This window comes from Pantoea sp. GABEPS69 (assembly GCF_045780835.1).
Classification (GTDB): domain Bacteria; phylum Pseudomonadota; class Gammaproteobacteria; order Enterobacterales; family Enterobacteriaceae; genus Pantoea; species Pantoea septica.
Genome location: NZ_CP118618.1, coordinates 1,645,256 through 1,665,709, shown reverse-complemented (window position 1 = coordinate 1,665,709; position 20,454 = coordinate 1,645,256). Strand labels below are relative to the sequence as shown.

Genomic DNA, 20,454 nt, shown 5'->3' with positions numbered 1-20,454 from the left:
AAAAGAGAATGCGCGCTTCATCGGCGCGGCAACAGGCTGAATTGAAAAGGCCCGCTTCCCTGCGGGCAGTACGTTGCGGATTAAAAGGTTTCCCAGTTATCGCCGCCCGCCGGCGCGGCCAACGCCTTGCGTACCGGCGCAGCCGGCACCGCGCGCGACGCCGCGCGAACCGCCTGCGCGGCGCGTGGGATGTTAAACACCGCCACCGACTGGCTGAGACGGCTCGCCTGATCTTCCAGCGAGGCGGCCGCCGAAGCGGACTCCTCCACCAGCGAGGCGTTCTGCTGCGTGACGCGATCCATCTCCGTCACCGCCTGACCGACCTGATCGATACCGCGGCTCTGCTCGTCCGACGCCGAGGCGATTTCGCCCATGATGTCGGTAACGCGCGTCACCGCGCCGACGATTTCGCTCATGGTGTCGCCCGCGGTGCCCACCAGCTGCGAGCCGGCATTGACGCGATTCACTGAGTCCTCGATCAGCGATTTAATCTCTTTCGCCGCCTGGGCGCTGCGCTGCGCCAGGCTGCGCACTTCGCCCGCCACCACGGCGAAGCCGCGGCCCTGCTCGCCCGCGCGCGCGGCTTCAACCGCCGCGTTGAGCGCCAGAATGTTGGTCTGGAAGGCGATGCCGTCGATAACGCCGGTAATATCGGCGATCTTCTTCGAGCTGCCGGCGATGTCGCTCATGGTTTTCACCACGCCGTCCACTACGCTGCCGCCTTTGCGCGCGGTTTCCGAGGCGCTCAGCGCCAGCTGAGACGCCTGGCGCGCGTTCTCGGCGTTCTGCTTCACGGTCGCGGTAAGCTGCTCCATGCTGGCGGCGGTCTGCTCCAGCGACGCCGCCTGCTGTTCGGTGCGGGCGGAGAGATCGTTGTTGCCCGCCGCGATTTCGCTGGCGCCGCTCAGAATGGCGTCGGAGCCGTCGCGCACGTTGCTGACGGTGCTGACCAGCGCCTGCTGCATCTCCTGCAGGCCGTTCGCCAGCTGGCTCATCTCGTTACGCCCTTCTACCGCAATCGGCTGGGTGAGATCGCCCGCCGCAATGGTACGGATATGGGTCAGCAGCTGGCGCAGCGGCTGGATCAGCACGTGCCGCAGGCCGAACCAGCAGGCGACGACCACGCCAGTCACCAGCAGCGCTACCGCCGCCAGCAGCCACATCATCTGGGTAAAGGCGCGCTGGTTCTGCTCAGCGCCCTGTGCGGCGAGCGTGGTCTGCCTCGCGCGCCATTCGCCGTAGGCCGCCTGCATCGTGTTCTGGGTCTGTTCGATATTGAAGCGGAACATGCCCTGCAGATCGCGCGCCTTCAGGCGCTCCAGCATCCCGGCCAGGCCGTCGTGATAGCTGGCGTACTGCGCTTCGAGACGGTCGCGCAGCGCCACCTCAAGACCCGGCGTCGACGGGAGGTCGTAATAGACTTTGAAATGGCGATCGGCCTGCGCCAGCTGCTGCTCGGTCTGCTTCACCAGCTCGTCTAACGGACCGCCGTTCATCTGCGCCGCCGTGCTGCTCTGCAGCCGCAGCATGGCGCGGTTGAGGGTAATGCGCGTCTGATTCAGCGCGATCCAGGCGTCGGTCATCGCCGTGACGTTGCTGGTGGAAACCTGCGCCAGCGCGAAGGCCTCTTTATCTTTCTGCAGCGCGGACCAGAAGAGCCCGCCCGACGTCAGCTGCAGCAGGCTAAAGATAGCCAGCACGGCGATCAGGCTGGTCACCACTTTGATTCGTTTCAACATATATTTTCCCGGGAGTCATAAAAAAAACGTGCAGGCTCTCTATCGGCGGGCAGCCATCAGATTTGAGCCTCTTTAACGGTTTTTACAGTTATGTAGGTTTTTAAAGCGCGGTTTGACGCTGGAGGTGTGAAATGCCGGGCGGCTGCCCGGCAGAGTAAAGAGTGAGGCCGATCAGAAGGTTTCCCAGTTGGCATCGCTGCCGGACGCGGCCAGCGCTTTGCGCGGCGCGGCGGAGGCCGGGCTGAGCGCAGGCGCCGCGATCTGAGCGTGTCGGGTGCCGACAGCCGCTGCCGCCGCGCGCGGGATCTTGAAGACCGACACCGACTGGCTCAGACGGCTCGCCTGCGACTCCAGCGAGGCGGCCGCCGCCGCGGACTCCTCTACCAGCGAGGCGTTCTGCTGGGTGACGCGATCCATCTCCGTCACCGCCTGACCGACCTGATCGATGCCGCGGCTCTGCTCGTCCGACGCCGAGGCGATCTCGCCCATGATGTCGGTGACGCGCGTCACTGCGTTAACGATATCGCTCATGGTCTCGCCCGCCGTGCCCACCAGCTGCGAGCCGGTATTGACGCGGTTCACCGAGTCTTCGATCAGCGATTTGATCTCTTTCGCCGCCTGCGCGCTGCGCTGCGCCAGGCTGCGCACCTCGCCCGCCACCACGGCAAATCCGCGACCCTGCTCACCGGCGCGCGCCGCTTCCACCGCCGCATTGAGCGCCAGAATGTTGGTCTGGAAGGCGATGCCGTCGATGACGCTGGTGATATCGGCGATCTTCTTCGAACTGCCGGCGATCTCGCTCATGGTTTTCACCACGCCGTCTACCACGTTGCCGCCCTTCTGCGCGGTTTCCGAGGCGCTCAGCGCCAGCTGCGACGCCTGACGGGCGTTCTCGGCGTTCTGCTTCACGGTCGCGGTAAGCTGCTCCATGCTGGCGGCGGTCTGCTCCAGCGACGCCGCCTGCTCTTCGGTACGGGCGGAGAGATCGTTGTTGCCTGCGGAGATTTCGCTGGCGCCGGTAAAGATGGCGTCGGAGCCGTCGCGCACGTTGCTGACGGTGCTGACCAGCGCCTGCTGCATCTCGTGCAGGCTAGCGGCCAGCAGGCTCATCTCATTGCGCCCTTCCGTGTGGATGCGCTGCGTCAGGTCGCCCTGCGCAATCTGCTGGATGTGGGCGATATTGGCGTTCAGCGGGTTGATCAGCACGCGGCGCAGGCCGACCCAGCACAGCGCGATAACCACCACCACCAGCGCCATGATGGTGCCGAGGATCCAGAGCATGCGCGTATAGGCGCTGGCGTTTTTCTCCACGCCCAGCTCGGAAAGGTGCGCCTGGTTGGCGCGCCAGTCGGTATAGATCTGCAGGAAGGCGCTCTGGCTCGGTGCCACCGGCGCCTTGCCCGCCTCGGCGAGATTGTTAGCCTGCAGCGCGGCTTGCAGCTGGGTCAGCGCGGTCGCATAGGCGCCGTAGGCGTCCATCAGACGGTTGTTGAGCGCCGCGTCCTGCCCCGGGGTGTCCGGCGTGGTTTTAAACAGAGCGAAATTAGTCGCCGCAATCTGCTGGAAATGCTGGCTGTCGGTAAACAGCGAGGCGATATCCGGCGTGCTGCCATCCACCTTACTGTTGGCGATACGCAGCTGAATACGCGTCAGCACGACGCGGCTCTGATTAAGGCTCATATAGGCGTCGTTAAGCGCCTGCAGATTTTTACTGGCGAGCTGCGATACGTTGAAGCTGGTTTTATCATCGCTCAATGCGGAGAAGAACACTGCCCCTGAAAACGCCTGGAACAGGCCGAACATCAACAACACCAGCAGCAAGCTGGTGACGACACGAATTTTAGTTAGCATAAGGAAGCCCTGGAGAAGTAGGAGATCAAGCAGTAGAGGTATCGGCAGGATGCGGGATACATTTAGCGCAAGGCGGGATAAATAAAATGCGTTTATTATTGTTTTTAAAAGAAATAATAACGAGCCGGTTTAATCCCGGCTCGTGAAAAAGCAGCTTACGCGCTGCGCAGCGTATCCATCAGCGCCATCTCTTCGCTGCTCAACAGCTTCTCGATGTCTACCAGAATCAGCATACGCTCGCCGAGCGCGCCAAGACCGGTCAGATACTCGGTGGACATGGTCACGGCGAATTCCGGCGAAGGACGGATCTGATCCTGCGTCAGCGACAGCACGTCAGAGACGCCGTCCACCACGATGCCGACCACGCGATGCTCCAGATTCAGCACGATCACCACGGTGTTGTCGTTGTACTCGACGTCCGGCTGGGAAAACTTCACGCGCAGATCGATAATCGGCACGATGACGCCGCGCAGATTGGTGACGCCCTTGATAAACTCCGGCGTGTTGGCGATGCGCGTGACCTGATCGTAGCCGCGGATCTCCTGCACCTTAAGAATATCGATACCGTACTCTTCGTCTCCCAGCGTAAATACCAGGAACTCCTGGCCGACGGTTTCGCCGGCGATTTTGGTCACGGTTGCCATTCCAGTCATGTTTCTACCCTTTTGTTATCAGTCAGGCGGCCGCGCCGGCCACACGTTTTTCACGGTTGAGCGATTGCAGCGCCGACACGTCAACGATCAGCGCGACGCTGCCGTCGCCGAGAATGGTGGCGGCGGAGATGCCAGGCACCTTGCGATAGTTGCTTTCGAGGTTTTTCACCACCACCTGATGCTGGCCAATGAGCTGATCGACCAGCAGCGCGTAGCGTTTGCCGGCGCTCTGCAGGATCACCACGATGCCCTGCGTCGGCTCGGTTTTCGCGCCCTGCACGTCAAACACGTTCCACAGCTCCACCAGCGGCAGGTATTCGCCGCGCACTTCCAGCACGCATTCGCCGCCCGCCAGCGGCTTCAGCTCTTCGCCGCGCGGCTGCAGGGATTCCATCACCGCGTTGAGCGGCAGGATAAAGACTTCGTCCGCTACGCGCACCGACATGCCGTCGAGGATCGCCAGCGTCAGCGGCAGCAGAATGCGGATGGTGGTGCCTTTGCCCTGCTTCGAGGCGATCTCTACATGACCGCCCATCTCCTGGATGTTTCGCTTGACCACATCCATGCCGACGCCGCGGCCCGACACGTCGGTAACCTGTTCAGCAGTAGAGAAGCCGGGTGCGAAGATCAGCATGCCGACCTCTTCGTCGCTCATGTTTTCGCTGACCGGCAGGCCGGACGAGAGCGCTTTGGCGAGAATGCGCTCGCGGTTCAGGCCGGCGCCGTCGTCAGAGACTTCGATACAGATGTTGCCACCCTGATGTTCCGCCGACAGCGTCAGGTTGCCGGTGGCGACCTTGCCTGCCGCCAGGCGTTTTTCCGGCGCTTCAATGCCGTGATCCAGGCTGTTGCGCACCAGATGCGTTAACGGATCGATAATGCGTTCGATCAGGCTCTTGTCGAGTTCGGTAGAACTGCCGAGCAGCGTCAGCTCTACCTCTTTGCCCAGCTTGCTCGCCAGGTCGCGCACCAGGCGCGGGAAGCGGCTGAAGACGTACTCCATCGGCATCATACGAATCGACATCACCGATTCCTGCAGGTCGCGCGCGTTGCGCTCCAGCTGGCCCATGCTGTTCAGCAGGTCGCCGTGCGCCACCGGATCGAGTTCGCCCGAGCGCTGCGCCAGCATCGACTGGGTGATCACCAGCTCGCCGACCAGGTTGATCAGCTGATCGACCTTCTCTACCGCGACGCGGATGCTGCTTGATTCGCTGGTTTTAGCCGGCGCGGCGGCGCGTTTGGCTTCGCGCTTCGCCACCGGCAGTTCGCTGACGCTGGCGCTCTGCACCGGCGCGACCTCTGCGACCGGCGCAGGCGCGGCGACCGGCGCGACGTCGGCAACCGGCGCGTCTTGCGCGTCAGCGTCCGGGAAGCGGATCTGCGCCTCTTCGATCACGAAGCAGAGCACCGCCACGATGTCGTCTTTGCTGACGCCGTCGATGCTCGCCTCAAGGAAATCGCTGCCTTTAACCACGTTGCTCAGGCTGCCGAGGTTACCCAGCTCCTCCAGCATCAGATCGACCTCTTTCTCTTTCAGGTCGACCAGCTTCACGCGCAGGCCGCTACTGGCTGGCGCGCTCTGCACGGCTGGCGCGGCGGCGACAGCGGCCGGCGCGGCGATCGGCAGGCCTTTCGCCTCTAACGCCAGCTGGCGCAGCGCTTCGCAGATGTAGTTAAAGCTTTCCGCGTTTGGCTCCTGCGCGGTTTTATAGGCATCGAGCTGTTCCTGCATAATATCTTTGGTTTCCAAAAACAGGTTGATGATGTCGGTGCTGAGCTGCATCTCGCCGCGACGAGCACCATCCAGAATATTTTCCAGAATATGGGTAGTTTCCTGCAGAACCGTAAAACCAAAGGTTCCGGCTCCGCCTTTTATCGAATGGGCGGCGCGGAAAATGGCATTTAGCTGCTCGGAATCCGGCTCCTGGGGATCGAGTCCCAGCAGATGCTGCTCCATATCAGCTAACAGCTCATCGGCCTCATCGAAAAACGTCTGGTAAAAATCGCTGATGTCCATGCTCACGGGATCACCTCGGCTGTGAGGGGGCTGTTGTGGTTACCGGGCTGCTGGCTTGCGGCACAGGCGGCGCGGTAATCTTTTCTATGGCCGCCGGATCGCTCACCTGTACGGCGTCGCTCTCGGCGTTCTCTTTTTCAATCGCCGCTTCGGTGTCATGGTTCAACACCAGCAGGCTAATGCGGCGGTTTACGGCATCGTTACCGACGCGATTTTTCAGTTTCATGGTGTCGGCCATGCCGACCACGCGCAGTATTTTGCCGCCATCGAGCCCGCCCATTACCAGCTCGCGACGCGAGGCGTTGGCGCGATCGGCGGAAAGCTCCCAGTTGCTGTAGCCGCGATCGCCGTTCGCGTACTGAAAGTCGTCGGTATGGCCCGCCAGGCTGATGCGGTTGGGAATATCGTTAAGCAGCGGCGCAATGCCGCGCAGGATATCGCGCATATAGGGCTCGACTTCGGCGCTGCCGGTTTTAAACATCGGCCGGTTCTGGCTGTCGATAATCTGGATGCGCAACCCCTCTTCCACCATGTTGATGATCAGATGCGGACGCAGCGTTTTCAGGCGCGGGTCCGCTTCGATCAGCTGGTCCAGCTTTTCGCGCAGGCGATTCAGGCGAATCTCGTCGAGCTTGCGCTTCTGCGCATCCATATCGACGACTTTCTTCACCTCTCCCTTGATGCGCGTCGCATCGTCGCCACCGCCGGGGATCGGGCTTTCGCTGTCGCTGCTGCGCTTGCCGCCGGTCATCGCGACCTTCAGCGGCGTTTTAAAATATTCGGCGATTTGCACCAGCTCCTGCGGGCTGGAGATAGAGATCAGCCACATCACCATGAAGAAGGCCATCATCGCCGTCATAAAGTCGGCATAGGCGATCTTCCAGGAGCCATGGCCGCCCTCGTGTCCTTTATGCTTGCGCTTTTTGACGACGATGATGGGCCGGTTACTGTTCTTCATGCAGTTTCGTCCGAGGTCTGTTTCGCCGGATTCTTCGCGTTACGTACGTGCTCCTCCAGTTCGCTGAATGACGGACGCTCGGTGGAGTAAAGCGTCTTACGGCCAAACTCCACCGCAATTTGCGGCGCATAACCGTTCAGGCTGGAGAGCAGCGTGACCTTGATGCACTGCATCATCTTGGTGTTTTCAGCACACTTCTGGCGCAGCACCGACGCCAGCGGCGAGATAAAGCCGTACGCCAGCAGGATGCCGAGGAAGGTCCCCACCATGGCGTGCGCCACCAGCGCGCCCAGCTCGGCGGCCGGACGGTCCGCTGAAGCCAGCGCGTGCACCACGCCCATTACCGCCGCCACGATGCCGAAGGCCGGCAGGCCGTCGCCGACGGCGGATAAACTTTGCGCTGGCACTTCGCATTCATGTTCGTAGGTTTCGATCTCTTCATCCATCAGCGCCTCGATCTCAAAGGCGTTCATGTTGCCGCTGACCATCAGACGCAGATAATCGGTAATAAAATCCACCAGCTGTTTATCGGCGAGAATACGCGGATAATTAGCAAAAATTTCGCTCTGCGCCGGATCTTCAATATCGCGTTCCAGTGACAGCATGCCCTGCTGGCGCGACTTGGCCATCAGGCGATAGAGCAGCGCCATTAAATCCATATAAAGGGCTTTATTATATTTCGAGCCGCGCATCAGCTTCGGCAGCGCTTTTAGGGTTTTTTTAATCGACTTGCCGTTGTTGCCGACGAAAAAAGCGCCAAGGGCGGCGCCGCCGATAATTAACAGCTCTGACGGCTGGTAAAGCGCGCCCAGGTGACCACCCACCAGCGCATATCCGCCCAACACGGATGCGACAACAATGATATAACCCAATAAGATCAGCACTAGAACATCCTTACGTCCGTAACGTGTTGGTGGAAGTTAAGCCAGAGAGCCGCAGGCGCTATTCAAATCGTGGGCAAAAAAAAAGCAGCGGGGGATACCCGCTGCTGGATGACTTTCCACGATGCGAACAAACTTAAACGGCGTGTTTAACCTGTTCATCCAGCAGTTGTGGAAAGGTATCGGCAGAATCTGCAGAAAGTTTACGTCTTTTTACCGCGCGCGACGGCGGCTGGCACAGGCTGCAGACAAAGCTGCCGACCGGCTGATGCGCATGGTTGATAAAACTGCCGTTGCAGCTTTTGCAGTCGGCCAGTTCGAGCATATTACTTTCAACGAATCGCACCAGGGTCCAGGCGCGCGTCAGCGCCAACAGCGGGCCCTCGTCCGATTGCGGACACTGTTCGAGATAGAGGCGGTAAGCTTTGATTACCGCGTCAACGCCGGTCGCCATGCCGGTTTTCAGCATAAACTGCCAGGCGTTGCAGAACATAGAAGCGTGAATATTCTGCTCCCACGTCATAAACCAGTCGGTCGAAAAAGGCAGCATGCCCTTCGGCGGCGGACTGCCGCGCAGCTCTTTATAAAGTTTAATTAAGCGGCCGCGACTTAACTGGGTTTCGCTTTCCAGCATTTGCAAACGTGCGCCGAGCGTAATTAATTCCATCGCGAGTTGAATATCGCGCGCTTCCTGAACAATGCTCTTTTCCGACATTTATATCGCCCTCTTCTTCGCCGGCGTCTCATCTTTAGAAACATTACGCAGTAAACGGCTAGATAATAAAATTCCGGTGTGGATCTGTTGTAAATCATCCACGCGAGACTCTTGCGTCAGGCGATTAATAATAGCGTGATCGTTAAAGCGAAACTGGCAAACCAACTGATTGGTTTCCGCTAACTTTACCATTTCCGGCAGAGTTAATTGCGACAATGCGTTAGCCATCTCTTCATCAATTCCGAGGCGAAACATTGCAGAAGCTTTTTCCTGGTTAATTAATCGCTGTGCAAGCAGTAAATACGACAGATTGATATCATAAATATGTTTTAGTAAATCAGATGTACCCATTTTTTCCATCCTGACAGACGCGACGTGAGAGCATCGCAGAAAAACCCTCTGCGTTACGGGTTGCTGGTTGTTAGATCTAAAGATGGCAAAAATTTACAGCCAAAAACCAAACGTACTCTGAAGTCTGCCTCATGTCGTAAACGACATATTTACAGTGTTAGTCAAAACCCCAGGGCCATTCTTTTTTAAATTATTGCGCTCTTCCGTGACGTCTTTTTACATTTTTTTAAGACTATTCCTAAAACAACGCAAATCTATCCCGTCTGATTTACACATACAACGACAGGACCGTGAAATTTTAGATAAAGTGTGATCTATGTCACACTTTTAAGGCAAATTTTTTCCTGAACCCTTCAGTGACGCTTTTATTTTGTCTGTTTTTTGCACAAATCAGCTTTGTTTCATTTATATTTCGTCCTAACAAAGGGCTTATTCCCCTTATGGACCCGATATCTCTTCCCATATAGCTCGCTAGCGATCGATTATTTTTAACATTGCTTTTAACACCCTACAAGGCGCTGAACAAAACGAATAATGCAGTATAATATGCTAAAAAATCGCGTCGTTAATCGCTGGAAAATTAATTACTTAGGGCAAATATTTCCTGGAGTGCGTAAGCGAAGCGTAAAGAGAGATGGCGTACATTCGTCGCGTTTTAACAACGAATCGTTAACCTTTATTGGTGGACGTAAAGCAGAGAACAGCAGATGTAACAATGTGTTACATTAGAGAAATGAATGAATAGTGCATTTGACACTTTTATGACTTACAACTATCGGCATTTCACCGCCAGACTTTAGGCCTGCGTGCAGAAAAAAAGCGTTTTTTTTCGTAGCTGGGGATTAAAACGGCAAATCGAGACGTCAGGCGTTGTCAGCCGACAACTCAATGCTTTAGCGGGACTGGATTAAAGCGGATTAAAGAAGAACAAGGTAAACGGCGGCCCGTAAAGGCGGGCCGCCGTGAAAATCAGGCGAGTTTCGGGAAGGTCGCCACTTTATTCACCGTGCCGTGATCTTCACTGCGCGGCGGGATGGCCCACAAATCCTTCAGGAAGCTCTCGCGCCAGTGGGTGATATCATGCTTGCGCAGCACTGCCATCATGTCGTTGTAGCGCGAAATACGCTCGGTGCGCGGCATGGTCAGCGCTTTGTTCAACGCCGCCGCCACTTCGTCGCGATCGTAAGGGTTAACAATCAGCGCCGAGGTTAGCTCGTTAGCGGCTCCGGCAAAGCGTGACAGCACCAGCACGCCCGGATCGTCCGGGTCCTGCGCGGCGATATACTCTTTCGCCACCAGGTTCATGCCGTCGCGCAGCGGCGTCACCAGTCCGACGTCGGTCAGACGGAAGATTTTCATCAGCAGACGGCGGTCGAAATGCTGGTTCAGATAGTAGAGCGGCGTCCAGCCCAGCGTGCCGTACTTGCCGTTGATGCGGCCAGCTTCGGTTTCCAGCTGATGACGAATGTCCTGATACGCCTGCACGTCCCCGCGCGAGGTCGGCGCGATCTGCGAGTAGCGGATTTTGCCGCGATGCTCGGGGAAGTTTTCCAGCAGCGCCTCATAGGCCAGGAATCGCTCCGGCAGCCCTTTGGAATAGTCGAGGCGCTCGCAGGCGATAATGTTCTTCGCATCGCCCAGCTCGCGCTTCATCGCCGCCATTTTCGGCGGCAGCGGACCTTCGGCCATCTCTTTGATGCTGTCCGGCTCGATGCCGATTGGATAGACCTCGGTCATAAAGGTATTGCCGAACGCGCGATGCTTTTTGTCGCCCATATTCTGCAGCTGCGTCAGCTGGCTGAGGCAGTCGAGGAAGGCAACGCGATCCGATTCGGTCTGGAAGCCCAGCAGATCGTATTCGCACAGCATCTCCAGCAGCTCTTGATGCGGCGGCAGCGCGTTGAAAATTTCCGGGGTCGGGAACGGGATATGCAGGAAGAAGCCGATGCGGTTGTTAACGCCCTGCTTGCGCAGCTCGGCGGCAAACGGCAGCAGATGATAATCGTGGATCCACAGGGTGTCGTCCGGCTTAATCAGCGGCTTCAGGCGCTGCGCCAGCATCTCGTTGACGCGGCAGTAGCCGTCCCAGGCTTCGCGCTGGAACTGAACCAGATCGAGGCGGTAGTGGAACGCGGGCCAGATAACGGTATTGGAGAACTGGCAGTAATACAAATCGTAATCGTTCTGGCTCAGCGGCAGCGCGGCGTAGGAGATGCCGTCATGTTCTACCTGTACCAGTTCGTCTTCCTCTTCTCCGGAAAATTCGCTGATCTCCCCGTTCCAGCCAAACCACAGGCCGCCGGTGCTTTTCAGCGCGTCGAGAATGCCGACGGCGAGGCCGCCTGCGCTGGCTTTTTTCCCATCAGGAATGGCGATTCGGTTAGATACGACCACTAAACGACTCATAACCTTTACTCCTTACCGACATTGTCTTGTTTTATTTGTAATAGTAATCGCTCCAGCCACGCGTAAACCGCCTCAACGTCTGGCAGTCGATAGCGCGCCTGACTGGAACCTTGTCCAACCTTCACGGAAATGCCCTGCATGGCGTTTACGGCGATAAATCCTTTCTCATCCGTCAGATCGTCTCCAACAAATACCGGGATACGACCGGCAAAGGGCGCTTCGCGCATAAAGGCGCGTACGGCTTCGCCTTTATCGACTCCCTGCGGTTTGATCTCCACAACGCATTTCCCCGGCTGAAGCGCCAGCGCCGGAAAGCGTTTCACGGCCTGTTCGGCCAGATTGAGCACATCCTGCTCATGCTGCATCGCCTGACGGTAGTGCAGCGCAAAGGCCATGCCTTTGGCCTCGAGTAGCGTGCCTGGCCAGCGCGCCATCGCCTCTTGCAGCTGCTGCTGCAAAGCGTCGGCGACCTCTGGATCCAGGCGGATAAGATGCTGTTCGCCTTGCGCATCGCGACGCTCTGCGCCGTGTACGCCCGCAGCGGGCGCGATGAGCGGCGCGGCCAGCGCGTCGAGCTGGGCGATAGGTCGTCCCGACACCAGCGCCAGCGCGCCGTGACACAGGGAGGCGAGCTGTTGCAGCTGCTGACGTACTTTTTCCGGGATGAAAACGGCGTCAGGCTGCGGCTGAATAGCGGCAAGAGTGCCGTCTACGTCAAAAAAGAAGGCATAAAGACCGCCGCTTAGCGCAGGAAGCGAGGCATGTTCATTCGCCGCTTGGGTCACGTGTCTTCTCCTGTAGTTGATTCGGGCGCGTACGATTCGCGGCTTGTCAGGTCAGAGGCCTGGCTCGTCAACGCGCCATTGCAGGATGTTTTAGTGAGGATGAATGTCTGCGGGAGCGACAGCCGGAACGGCTGAGCGTGGGGTAAAGTGCAGGGCAAAAACTGCGGATACCAGCAAGTCACTTCAGATAAGACGCCACTACGTTTTAGAACCTTCACAGACATATCAACCTGACTGAAAACATCGTCGCGATTAAGTGTAGACGGCCTTGCCATATTTGCCAGTCGACGCGACATTATTTGCCTGTTCTTAGCAGAATATCCTGCTGTTAACGCTTCGCTTAGCTCTGCGCCGCGCTTTGTCCGGCAAGGGCTGGAGGAGTTAAGGGAAGCGGCGCGATGAGGAGCCGCCTGCCGCTGGCGGCCACACACGCGGTATACTGGCGGAAGAGTGCTAACAAGGAGCGCAATATGTTTCAGGTTTCCGACGCCTCAGATGGCGAAATCATCGACGTCATCTCTGTTCAGTCTCAGGTAGTCTACGGCAGCGTAGGCAACAGCATCGCCGTCCCCGCGCTGCGACGCCATGGATTGCAGGTCGTGGCGGTGCCGACGGTGCTGTTGAGCAATACGCCCCACTATGCCAGCTGCTACGGCGGCGAGATCCCTCAGCCCTGGTTTGAAGGCTATCTGACCGCGCTGGCCGAGCGGAACCTGGACAGCGCCGCGCGCGCCGTGGTGCTGGGCTATCTGAAATCCACCGATAAGGCGGCGTCGCTGGCGCGCTGGCTGCGGCTGATGCGTGAGAAAAACCCGCAGATGCCGGTGATTATCGATCCGGTACTGGGCGATGACGACAGCGGTTTCTATGTCGATCCCCAGCTGGCGCTCCACTATCGGCAACAGCTTGCGCCACTGGCGACCGGCCTGACGCCGAACCGCTTTGAGCTGGGCTGCCTGTGCGACGCGCCGCTGGAGAGCGACGCCGAGATTATCGACGCCGCGCGTTCGCTGCTCGGCGCGCAAACCCAATGGGTGGTGGTGACCAGCGCCACTCACGACGAGACGCGTCACAGCATGCAGGTGTTTTGCGTGACCGCGAAAGAGACCTTCGTCACCGAGCACCCGCGCTACGATAATCCGCCCAAAGGCACCGGCGATCTCTTCACCGCCGAGCTGACCGCCCGGCTGCTGCGCGGGGCGCCGCTGAGCCAGGCCGTTGAGCAGGCGAGCCTGTACGCCCAGCAGTCGGTGCTGGCGACCCGCAAGCTAGGCAGGCGCGAGCTGCAGCTGGCGGCCGCAGAGCCATTGTGAAACGCGGGCCTCATCCTTTATGGTACAGAGACCTCTACTCACCTCAACAGGGTCTTCTGAATGTATAACAACACCTGTAAAACCATTGGCGTGCTGAGCCATGATTTCAGCCATCCGCAGACGGCAGCGCTGCTGCAGGAAGTGAACCGGCAGCTTAACGCGCGCGGCTGCGCGGCGCTGCTGGTCGACGCCGCCGATGAACGCGCGCGTCAGCTGGCGCCGCTGCTGAGCGGCGCTCTGCATCTTTCCGGTCAGTTTAGCGATGCGTTTCGCGCCGCTGCCGGGCCAATTCCGCTGTTCGCGCTGGATGAGCTGAATCTGGACGGCTTTGCCGCCGGCGCAGAGATGGGTCGGCTGCTGCTGGCGCAGGGCCACCGGCGTTTCGGCTATCTGCAACAGTCGTGCTGCGCCGATCCCGCCCGCATCGACGGTTTCTGCAGCGTTTTAGCGGCGGCGGATAAACGCCTGGATCAGTCGCTCATCGCCGCCGACGTGGGCGATGAGCGCGACAGCGGCTATCAGGCGATGCTTGCCTACCTGAAGCGCGCCCGTGCCTCGGAGCGCATCCAGGCGCTATTCTGCGACAGCGATCGCCTGGCATTCGGCGCGCTACAGGCGGTGCGGGATTTTGGTCAGGGGGCGCATGTCGCCGTGGCAGGATTCGGTGATTGTATTGAGGCAGGCGCCTCGACCTGGCATCTGACGAGCTGGGCGCAGCCGCGCGCGCTGCGGGTAACGGAAGCGCTAAACCGTCTGCTGCTCAATCGCGCGGAAGAGGATGGCGCCTGGCGTCGCGGCGAACTGCGGGTGCGCCACTCCCATCAGGGCAAAGCGGCGCTGGGCGAAATGGGCCAGTGCGGCTGCGCCGTTCGGCACTGATCGAAAAGCCCGCCGTGAGGCGGGCTTGCTGAGCGAGATCGACATTAACTGTCGCGAAAAGCCTCGAACGGGAGATTGAAGCGTTTTGCCAGTGCGGCTTTGTGCTTATCGGTCAACTGGCGATCGCCTTTCAGGATACGACTTACATATGAACGCTGGCCGATCTCCTCAGCAAAGGATGATTGATTGAGCCCGTGCTGATCCATCAGCACGCGTAGCAACGCAACGCCTCCCGGTAGATTAGCAATGCGAGTATTGAAAGCGGTGAACTCAGGCGCGTTACTTTCATATTTCGCTACTTTATCAGCCAGCATGTCGATTAAGGGACTGTTCGGCTCATGTTCAACCAGATACTCCACCAGCTCCAGTGCCTGCTTGTAATCATCTTTTGAGGGACTTGCGCCCAAAAAAGGGACGATTTTGATTAAATCGTTCGTTGCCTGGATGGCTTCTGCGATCATTCGTTGTTCTCCCGATTATGCTTCACCAGCCTGTCATACTCAGCATGTGTCACGATATGCTTGATAAATATCCTTTTAGCGACGAAATCAGCGAAAAACATTACTCTTAAATGATTGCCGCCAACATCAATTACCCACCATTTAGCCCGATACTTCATCCGGTCAAGCGAGGGAAAAAAAGATTTCAGATCCTCTGGATCGGCAAACTCTCTGCCATTGAGCATCCTGTAAGTTGCATCCAGCGCGGCGGCACAGGCCGGGAACTTTATAGCCGCTTCGAGGAATATTTTTCTTGAGATGATGTGCATCCTGCTTTCTCGTTTTCCTTGTTGGAAACATCATAGCCTAACGTGATGATGTTTCCAACAGGTAAACAAGACGGCGTCTTGATCGGCGAGGAGGCTTACTTTCGCGCCAGCGTCATGCCGCTGCCTTTATTAAGGGTGATCTGCGCGTTGTACTCTTTCGGCAGGCGTCGCGCCTGATAGAAAACTTTTTGCCAGTAGGGATTATTCAGCTCGGAGCGCACCACGCCCTGGCTGACCGAGGCGTGGAAAAAGTGCTGGTCGGTATCATAGAAGCCGACGTGCATGCCGCCTTTGATGCGGAAAAAGACCAGGTCGCCCGGCTGCAAATCGCGTGGCGCGATGCGCTTGCCCATCTTCAGCAGTTCGGTAGTGGTGACGCGATCCATCGGCAGATTAAAGCGATCCTTCAGCGTGCGCCAGACAAAGCCGGAGCAGTCGACGCCGGAAAGTTCGGTGCCGCCCCACTGATATTGCGTGCCGTGCCAGGTATGCATTTGATCGTGCAGCGCGGCAACGACCGGAATGAGATCGCCCTGATCGCCCTGGCCCCCATCGCTGACCTGCGTCTCGTTCTGTGCGGAGGGTTCAGTAGAATGGCGCGAGCAGCCGCCAAGCAGAAAAGCGGAAGCTAACACAAGCGTCAGCAGAGGTCGCAGAGTCATCATCGTGTAAGGTGAAACCCTAAGCAGGTTGGCGTGGTAGAGGACTTATAGCCTAATTACGCTTTCCGCTAAACCTGGCTGGCTTCCGCTTTACGTTAATTTACAAAAAGTGCGACCAGGGCGCGCTATCCGCTGATTTTAAGGCAAATATTCACCTTAGCGCGACGCGTTGAGCGACTCGATCACGCCGGTCAAATGTTGGATCACCTGCTGAGCGGCGCGCGACAGCTGCCGCGCCGGCGCGCAGCATAATGCCAGCGTCAGCGGCCTCACGTTAGGGTCGCGCAGCGGCACAAAGCTCAGTGTCCCCCGCTCCACCTCATCCATCACGTCCAGCAGGCTCAACATGCTGATGCCGCTGCCCTCCTTAATCAGCGATTTAATCAGGCGGATGTCGTTACAGGTAATGACGTTCTCCGGCTGCAGACTGTGCCGCTGGTAAAGCATCTCGACCCGCTCATGCACCACCAGCGGCGCGCCGGGAATGATGTGCCGCTCCGCGCTGAGCTGGCCGGTGGAGAGCGTCTCGCATAGGCTGAGCGCGTGACCGGCGGGCAGCACCACGCCAATCGGCAGCTCGGCGAAGGCCATTACGCTCAGCCCCGCCTGCGCCTGCGGATCGAGCACAAGACCGGCATCCAGCTCCGCCAGCCGCACCTGCTCGCCGATCTGCGCGCTGTCGTGCACGCTGAGGTCGAGCCGCAGCCAGGGGTGCGTCTGCGCAATCTGCGACAGCGCATCGGCAATCGCCCCTTCGTTCAGCGCCTGAATTAGCCCGAGGCTGACGTGGCCGCGTCGCAGCCCCTGAATTTCATCGAAGCGCTGGCGGGTGCGCTGATACTCGCGCTGCCAGCGACGCAGGTCGTCCAGCAGCAGCTCGCCGGCGCTGGTCAGGCGCATGCCGTCCGGCAGCCGTTCGAACAGCCGCATGCCCAGCTCCTCTTCCGCCTGCAGGATCTGCCGGTTAATCGCCGAGGCGGAGACGTGCAGCCGTTCCGCCGCCTTGCGCAGGCTGCCGCTGCGCGCCAGCTCGAGAAAGTAGTAAGAGAACCGTGAAAAAGGGAGCATGGGCGACCTGTACTGTTTAACGCAACACCTTAGTGAAAAAACGATGATGGATCGTTGCACCCGCCTCTGTCCACAATGTTCGTATCTTCTTGCGCTTCAGACAGGTAATCGCCATGAAACAACCATCGCCTCCCGCCCATTGCACCTTTGAACCTGACGACTGGCTGCGGCTGGCGCGCTGCTGGCATCCCGTAGCGCGCCTGTGCGACGTTGGCCCGGCGCCGATGAAAGCGGTGCTGCTTGACGAGCAGCTGGTGATCTACCGCATCAATGAGCAGATTGTCGCCGCGAAGGATGTCTGCCCGCACCGCGGCGTGCCGCTGACGCTCGGCTTTCACGACGAGCACGGCATTATCTGCCCCTACCACGGGCTGCGCTTCGGCGAGGATGGCCGCTGTAACCGTATTCCCTCCAGCCCCAGCCAGCCGGTGCCCGCCAAGCTCAATCTTATTAACTTTCCCGTTGAAGTGCGCTTTGGACTGGTATGGGTCTGCCTCGCGCCGGATGCGGATAACCCTGCCGCGCTGCCGCAGATGCCGCACTGGGACGACGCCGGTTTTCAGCAGATCACCTGTCCTCCTTTCGACGTCGCCGGCTTTGCCGGACGCCAGGTCGAGGGATTTCTCGACGTCGCCCATTTCGCGTGGGTGCACAGCGAAACCTTCGCCGATCCCGGCAATCAGGAGGTGCCGCCCTACAACCCGGTCGAGACGGAATATGGCTTTGCGGTGGATTACTGGAGCTCGGTTTCCAACTTCGCGGCGGGCTCCGATCAGCAGGCGCCGGAGGGCTTTCAGTGGCTGCGCCATTTTGAGATGCATCTTCCCTTTACCGCCACGCTGACGGTGCATTTTCCCGAAGCCGCGCGCTTAGTGATTATGAACGCCGCCTCGCCGGTTTCAGCGCGTAAAACGCGGATGTTCGCGCCCATCGCGCGCAACTTCGACCTGCATATCCCGGTCGAGGAGGTGCACGCCTTTAACTATCGGGTGTTCGAGGAAGATCGGCTGATGGTGGAGACGCAGATGCCGGAGCGCCTGCCGCTCGATCTGACGCTGGAGGCGCATATTCCCGCCGACCGCAGCTCTATCGCCTACCGTCGCGGCCTGAAAAAACAGGGCTACGGCGACTTTTTCCTGGTGTAGCGAGGAGATGAGATGACGACTTTTACGGTAACTATCGATGGTTTGTCGCGTCAGGGACGCCACGCCGTCGCGCTGAGCCTGGTGCGCGACGACGGCCAGCCCCTGCCGCGCTGGGAGGCGGGCGCGCATATCGATCTGCAGCTGGGCAACGGCATGATGCGGCAATATTCGCTGACCGGCTCGCCGCTGCGCCAGGATCGCTATTTGATCTGCGTCGGGCTGGCCGCCGATTCGCGCGGCGGCTCGCGCTATATCCATCAGCAGCTGCGGCTGGGCCAGCGGCTGACTATTTCTGCGCCGCGCAACCTGTTTCCGCTGGTGGCGGCGCAGCGCGTGGTGCTTATCGCCGCCGGCATCGGCCTGACGCCGCTGCTGGCGATGGCGGCGCAGCTTGAGGCGGACGCCGTGCCCTTCTCGCTGCACTATTATGTGAAGCAGCGTCAGGATGCGGCCCTGACGCGCCAGCTGCTGCAGCCCTTCCGCCACGGCTACGGCGAGATCCTGTGCAGCGCCGAGGGCCAGAGCCCGCGTCAGCATCTGCCCGAGGCGCTGCGCGCGCCCGAAGCCGGGACGCATCTCTATCTCTGCGGGCCGCAGGGCTTTATGATGCATATGCAGCAGCAGGCGCAGGCGCTCGGCTGGCGTGCGGAGCAGCTGCATACCGAAGCCTTCAGCGCCGCCGCGCCGACGCCGAGCCACGCAGGCGACGAGAGCTTTATCGTCACGCTGGCCTCTTCAGGCGCCAGCTGGCCGGTGCCTGCGGATAAAACCATCGCTCGCGTGCTGCTGGAGAACGGCGTCGAGGTGCCGCTCTCCTGCGAAATGGGGTTGTGCGGCGCCTGTCTCACGCCGGTGGTGTCAGGGGAAGCGGATCATCGCGATACCGTGCAGACCGAAACGGAAAAGTCTGCGCCGCTTCAACAAATCGCGCTCTGCTGCTCGCGCAGCCGCAGTAAAGCGCTGGTGATCGACCTGTAGCTTCTACACTTAAAGGCATCGCCCCGAAATAAGGAGATGCCATGAGTCAACGTCTGCACAAAACCGCCTTTCCGGTCAGCAAGGCGCGTAAATATCTCGAGCCCGGTCCGGTGCTGCTGCTCAGCTCGCAGTTCGACACCCACAGCGACATTATGACGCTCGGCTGGCATACGGTGCTGGAGTTTTCGCCATCGCTGGTCGGCTGCATGATTTCCAGCATGAACCACAGTCACGCGTTGATCCGCGACAGCGGGCAGTGCGTGCTCAACGTTCCCTCGGCGGATTTAATCGATAAGGTGGTCGCTATCGGCAACAGCCACGGCGACAAGCTGGACAAGTTCGACGCGTTCGGCCTCACCGCCGAGCCGGCCAGTGTGGTGAACGCCCCGCTGATTAATGAGTGTTTCGCCAGCTTTGAGTGCCAGCTCTATGACGATTCGATGGTGGATAACTACAACCTGTTTATTTTCGAGATCGTTAAAGCCCACGTCGCCGACGAGCCGGAATTTCCACCGACGCTGCACTACACCGGCGAAGGTCGCTTTACCATCATGGGCGACCGGGTGCTGGATCGCAGCGGTCAGTTTAAACCTGAGATGCTGATTTAGCCTGTCGTTAGTCAATCTTGCCCGGCGCGGGTTGAAAAGGCGCGCGGCCGTCCCTACTCTCTCATACTCGACCTCGACAGGAGTTAAGCATTATGGCAATCGAATACGCAGTGATCGCAGGCGGCTGTTTCTGGTGTACCGAAGCGGTTTTTAAAGATGTGATCGGCGTGGAGTCGGTTGAAAGCGGCTATACCGGCGGCGCGCGTCCTAATCCGACCTATGAGCAGGTCTGCAGCGGCGCGACCGGTCATGCAGAAGCGATTCGCATCGGATTCGATCCGGAAAAAGTGAGCTACGGCGATCTGCTGGATATCAGCTTCGCCACTCACGATCCGACGCAGCTTAACCGCCAGGGCAACGACATCGGCACGCAGTACCGCTCTGCCATCTTCCCGGCCACCCCGGAGCAGGAAGCAGAGGCGGTCGCCGCTATTGCGCGCGCGCAGCAGGATCATCAGGATCCGGTGGTCACCACCATTGAACCGCTGAAAGAGTGGTATCCCGCCGAGGCCTATCATCAGGATTACTGGGAAGGCGCGGGCCAGCGCAACGGCTACTGCATGGCGGTCATTCCGCCGAAGCTGCAGAAGCTGCGTAAAAGCTTCGCCAACCGCGTGAAAAGCTAAGCCAGCAGCGGGCTACCGCCCTCTGCCGCGCATTAAATCAGCCCCGCCTG

20 protein-coding genes are annotated in these 20,454 nt (G+C 59.2%); 6 read left to right on the top strand and 14 right to left on the bottom strand.

Annotated elements, in window-relative coordinates; all coding sequences use genetic code 11:
* Positions 1-80 precede the first annotated feature (80 nt).
* From PVE98_RS08155 to otsB, 10 genes are all read right to left on the bottom strand, one after another.
* Entirely contained in the window at positions 81-1,739 is a 1,659-nt protein-coding gene (locus tag PVE98_RS08155) for a methyl-accepting chemotaxis protein (protein ID WP_096073344.1), read from the bottom strand.
* Between the two features lie 171 nt (positions 1,740-1,910).
* Positions 1,911-3,590 (bottom strand): methyl-accepting chemotaxis protein, encoded by a 1,680-nt coding sequence (locus PVE98_RS08150; RefSeq protein WP_407568570.1) that lies wholly within the window; start codon positions 3,588-3,590, stop codon positions 1,911-1,913.
* 155 nt (positions 3,591-3,745) lie between these two features.
* Positions 3,746-4,243, bottom strand: a complete 498-nt coding sequence (gene cheW / locus PVE98_RS08145; protein ID WP_033749739.1) for a chemotaxis protein CheW — start codon at positions 4,241-4,243, stop codon at positions 3,746-3,748.
* A 22-nt stretch (positions 4,244-4,265) separates the two neighbouring features.
* Positions 4,266-6,260, bottom strand: coding sequence for a chemotaxis protein CheA (gene cheA, locus PVE98_RS08140; RefSeq protein ID WP_187143643.1), 1,995 nt, complete (start codon positions 6,258-6,260; stop codon positions 4,266-4,268).
* A gap of 10 nt (positions 6,261-6,270) precedes the next feature.
* Positions 6,271-7,218, bottom strand: coding sequence for a flagellar motor protein MotB (gene motB, locus PVE98_RS08135; RefSeq protein ID WP_033749743.1), 948 nt, complete (start codon positions 7,216-7,218; stop codon positions 6,271-6,273).
* Positions 7,215-8,102, bottom strand: coding sequence for a flagellar motor stator protein MotA (gene motA / locus PVE98_RS08130; protein WP_033749745.1), 888 nt, complete (start codon positions 8,100-8,102; stop codon positions 7,215-7,217). Before motA ends, motB begins: the two co-directional genes overlap by 4 nt.
* 133 nt (positions 8,103-8,235) lie before the next feature.
* Positions 8,236-8,814 (bottom strand): flagellar transcriptional regulator FlhC, encoded by a 579-nt coding sequence (gene flhC, locus PVE98_RS08125; RefSeq protein ID WP_033749746.1) that lies wholly within the window; start codon positions 8,812-8,814, stop codon positions 8,236-8,238.
* Positions 8,815-9,165, bottom strand: a complete 351-nt coding sequence (gene flhD / locus PVE98_RS08120) for a flagellar transcriptional regulator FlhD (protein ID WP_096073346.1) — start codon at positions 9,163-9,165, stop codon at positions 8,815-8,817.
* Positions 9,166-10,134: 969 nt separating this feature from the next.
* Positions 10,135-11,571, bottom strand: coding sequence for an alpha,alpha-trehalose-phosphate synthase (otsA, locus tag PVE98_RS08115; RefSeq protein ID WP_033749750.1), 1,437 nt, complete (start codon positions 11,569-11,571; stop codon positions 10,135-10,137).
* 5 nt (positions 11,572-11,576) lie between these two features.
* Positions 11,577-12,356 carry a trehalose-phosphatase gene (gene otsB / locus PVE98_RS08110; protein ID WP_033749751.1) on the bottom strand — a complete coding sequence of 260 codons (780 nt, stop codon included), beginning with the start codon at positions 12,354-12,356 and terminating at the stop codon, positions 11,577-11,579.
* Between the two features lie 470 nt (positions 12,357-12,826).
* On the opposite strand from otsB, the gene pdxK reads away from it, so the two are divergent.
* Together pdxK and PVE98_RS08100 are read left to right on the top strand one after the other, a co-directional pair.
* The gene (gene pdxK / locus PVE98_RS08105) at positions 12,827-13,669 is read left to right on the top strand and encodes a pyridoxine/pyridoxal/pyridoxamine kinase (RefSeq protein WP_096073347.1); all 843 of its coding nucleotides are present in this window, start codon (positions 12,827-12,829) and stop codon (positions 13,667-13,669) included.
* A 60-nt stretch (positions 13,670-13,729) separates the two neighbouring features.
* Positions 13,730-14,548 carry a substrate-binding domain-containing protein gene (locus PVE98_RS08100; protein WP_096073348.1) on the top strand — a complete coding sequence of 273 codons (819 nt, stop codon included), beginning with the start codon at positions 13,730-13,732 and terminating at the stop codon, positions 14,546-14,548.
* 44 nt (positions 14,549-14,592) lie between these two features.
* Here the strand turns inward: PVE98_RS08100 and PVE98_RS08095 are convergent, their stop codons facing one another.
* The 4 genes from PVE98_RS08095 to PVE98_RS08080 all read right to left on the bottom strand — a co-directional run bounded on the left by PVE98_RS08095 (position 14,593) and on the right by PVE98_RS08080 (position 17,047).
* Complete coding sequence (locus PVE98_RS08095; protein ID WP_096073349.1) at positions 14,593-15,009, bottom strand: type II toxin-antitoxin system HigA family antitoxin; 417 nt, start codon at positions 15,007-15,009, stop codon at positions 14,593-14,595.
* On the bottom strand, positions 15,006-15,317 hold the full coding sequence (locus tag PVE98_RS08090; RefSeq protein ID WP_096073350.1) for a type II toxin-antitoxin system HigB family toxin: 312 nt from the start codon (positions 15,315-15,317) through the stop codon (positions 15,006-15,008). Before PVE98_RS08090 ends, PVE98_RS08095 begins: the two co-directional genes overlap by 4 nt.
* A 95-nt stretch (positions 15,318-15,412) precedes the next feature.
* Positions 15,413-15,973, bottom strand: a complete 561-nt coding sequence (locus PVE98_RS08085; RefSeq protein ID WP_369826200.1) for an NlpC/P60 family protein — start codon at positions 15,971-15,973, stop codon at positions 15,413-15,415.
* Between the two features lie 162 nt (positions 15,974-16,135).
* Complete coding sequence (locus PVE98_RS08080) at positions 16,136-17,047, bottom strand: LysR family transcriptional regulator (protein ID WP_096073352.1); 912 nt, start codon at positions 17,045-17,047, stop codon at positions 16,136-16,138.
* Positions 17,048-17,160: 113 nt separating this feature from the next.
* Here PVE98_RS08080 and hpxD point away from each other — a divergent pair, with 113 nt between their 5' ends.
* The 4 genes from hpxD to msrA all read left to right on the top strand — a co-directional run bounded on the left by hpxD (position 17,161) and on the right by msrA (position 20,404).
* Positions 17,161-18,192 (top strand): molybdenum cofactor-independent xanthine hydroxylase subunit HpxD, encoded by a 1,032-nt coding sequence (gene hpxD / locus PVE98_RS08075; RefSeq protein WP_096073353.1) that lies wholly within the window; start codon positions 17,161-17,163, stop codon positions 18,190-18,192.
* 12 nt (positions 18,193-18,204) lie between these two features.
* Positions 18,205-19,170, top strand: coding sequence for a PDR/VanB family oxidoreductase (locus PVE98_RS08070; protein ID WP_096073354.1), 966 nt, complete (start codon positions 18,205-18,207; stop codon positions 19,168-19,170).
* Between the two features lie 41 nt (positions 19,171-19,211).
* Positions 19,212-19,778, top strand: coding sequence for a flavin reductase family protein (locus tag PVE98_RS08065; RefSeq protein WP_033749763.1), 567 nt, complete (start codon positions 19,212-19,214; stop codon positions 19,776-19,778).
* 92 nt (positions 19,779-19,870) lie between these two features.
* Entirely contained in the window at positions 19,871-20,404 is a 534-nt protein-coding gene (gene msrA / locus PVE98_RS08060; protein ID WP_033749765.1) for a peptide-methionine (S)-S-oxide reductase MsrA, read from the top strand.
* The last annotated feature ends 50 nt before the right edge of the window (positions 20,405-20,454 follow it).

Excerpts from the sequence above, each read along its gene's own strand:
- PVE98_RS08155 (WP_096073344.1), bottom strand. The coding sequence starts at position 1,739 with ATGTTGAAACGAATCAAAGTGGTGACCAGCCTGATCGCCGTGCTGGCT.
- PVE98_RS08150 (WP_407568570.1), bottom strand. The coding sequence starts at position 3,590 with ATGCTAACTAAAATTCGTGTCGTCACCAGCTTGCTGCTGGTGTTGTTG.
- cheW (WP_033749739.1), bottom strand. The coding sequence starts at position 4,243 with ATGACTGGAATGGCAACCGTGACCAAAATCGCCGGCGAAACCGTCGGC.
- cheA (WP_187143643.1), bottom strand. The coding sequence starts at position 6,260 with ATGGACATCAGCGATTTTTACCAGACGTTTTTCGATGAGGCCGATGAG.
- motB (WP_033749743.1), bottom strand. The coding sequence starts at position 7,218 with ATGAAGAACAGTAACCGGCCCATCATCGTCGTCAAAAAGCGCAAGCAT.
- flhC (WP_033749746.1), bottom strand. The coding sequence starts at position 8,814 with ATGTCGGAAAAGAGCATTGTTCAGGAAGCGCGCGATATTCAACTCGCG.
- flhD (WP_096073346.1), bottom strand. The coding sequence starts at position 9,165 with ATGGGTACATCTGATTTACTAAAACATATTTATGATATCAATCTGTCG.
- otsA (WP_033749750.1), bottom strand. The coding sequence starts at position 11,571 with ATGAGTCGTTTAGTGGTCGTATCTAACCGAATCGCCATTCCTGATGGG.
- pdxK (WP_096073347.1), top strand. The coding sequence starts at position 12,827 with ATGTTTCAGGTTTCCGACGCCTCAGATGGCGAAATCATCGACGTCATC.
- PVE98_RS08100 (WP_096073348.1), top strand. The coding sequence starts at position 13,730 with ATGTATAACAACACCTGTAAAACCATTGGCGTGCTGAGCCATGATTTC.
- PVE98_RS08095 (WP_096073349.1), bottom strand. The coding sequence starts at position 15,009 with ATGATCGCAGAAGCCATCCAGGCAACGAACGATTTAATCAAAATCGTC.
- PVE98_RS08090 (WP_096073350.1), bottom strand. The coding sequence starts at position 15,317 with ATGCACATCATCTCAAGAAAAATATTCCTCGAAGCGGCTATAAAGTTC.
- PVE98_RS08080 (WP_096073352.1), bottom strand. The coding sequence starts at position 17,047 with ATGCTCCCTTTTTCACGGTTCTCTTACTACTTTCTCGAGCTGGCGCGC.
- hpxD (WP_096073353.1), top strand. The coding sequence starts at position 17,161 with ATGAAACAACCATCGCCTCCCGCCCATTGCACCTTTGAACCTGACGAC.
- PVE98_RS08070 (WP_096073354.1), top strand. The coding sequence starts at position 18,205 with ATGACGACTTTTACGGTAACTATCGATGGTTTGTCGCGTCAGGGACGC.
- PVE98_RS08065 (WP_033749763.1), top strand. The coding sequence starts at position 19,212 with ATGAGTCAACGTCTGCACAAAACCGCCTTTCCGGTCAGCAAGGCGCGT.
- msrA (WP_033749765.1), top strand. The coding sequence starts at position 19,871 with ATGGCAATCGAATACGCAGTGATCGCAGGCGGCTGTTTCTGGTGTACC.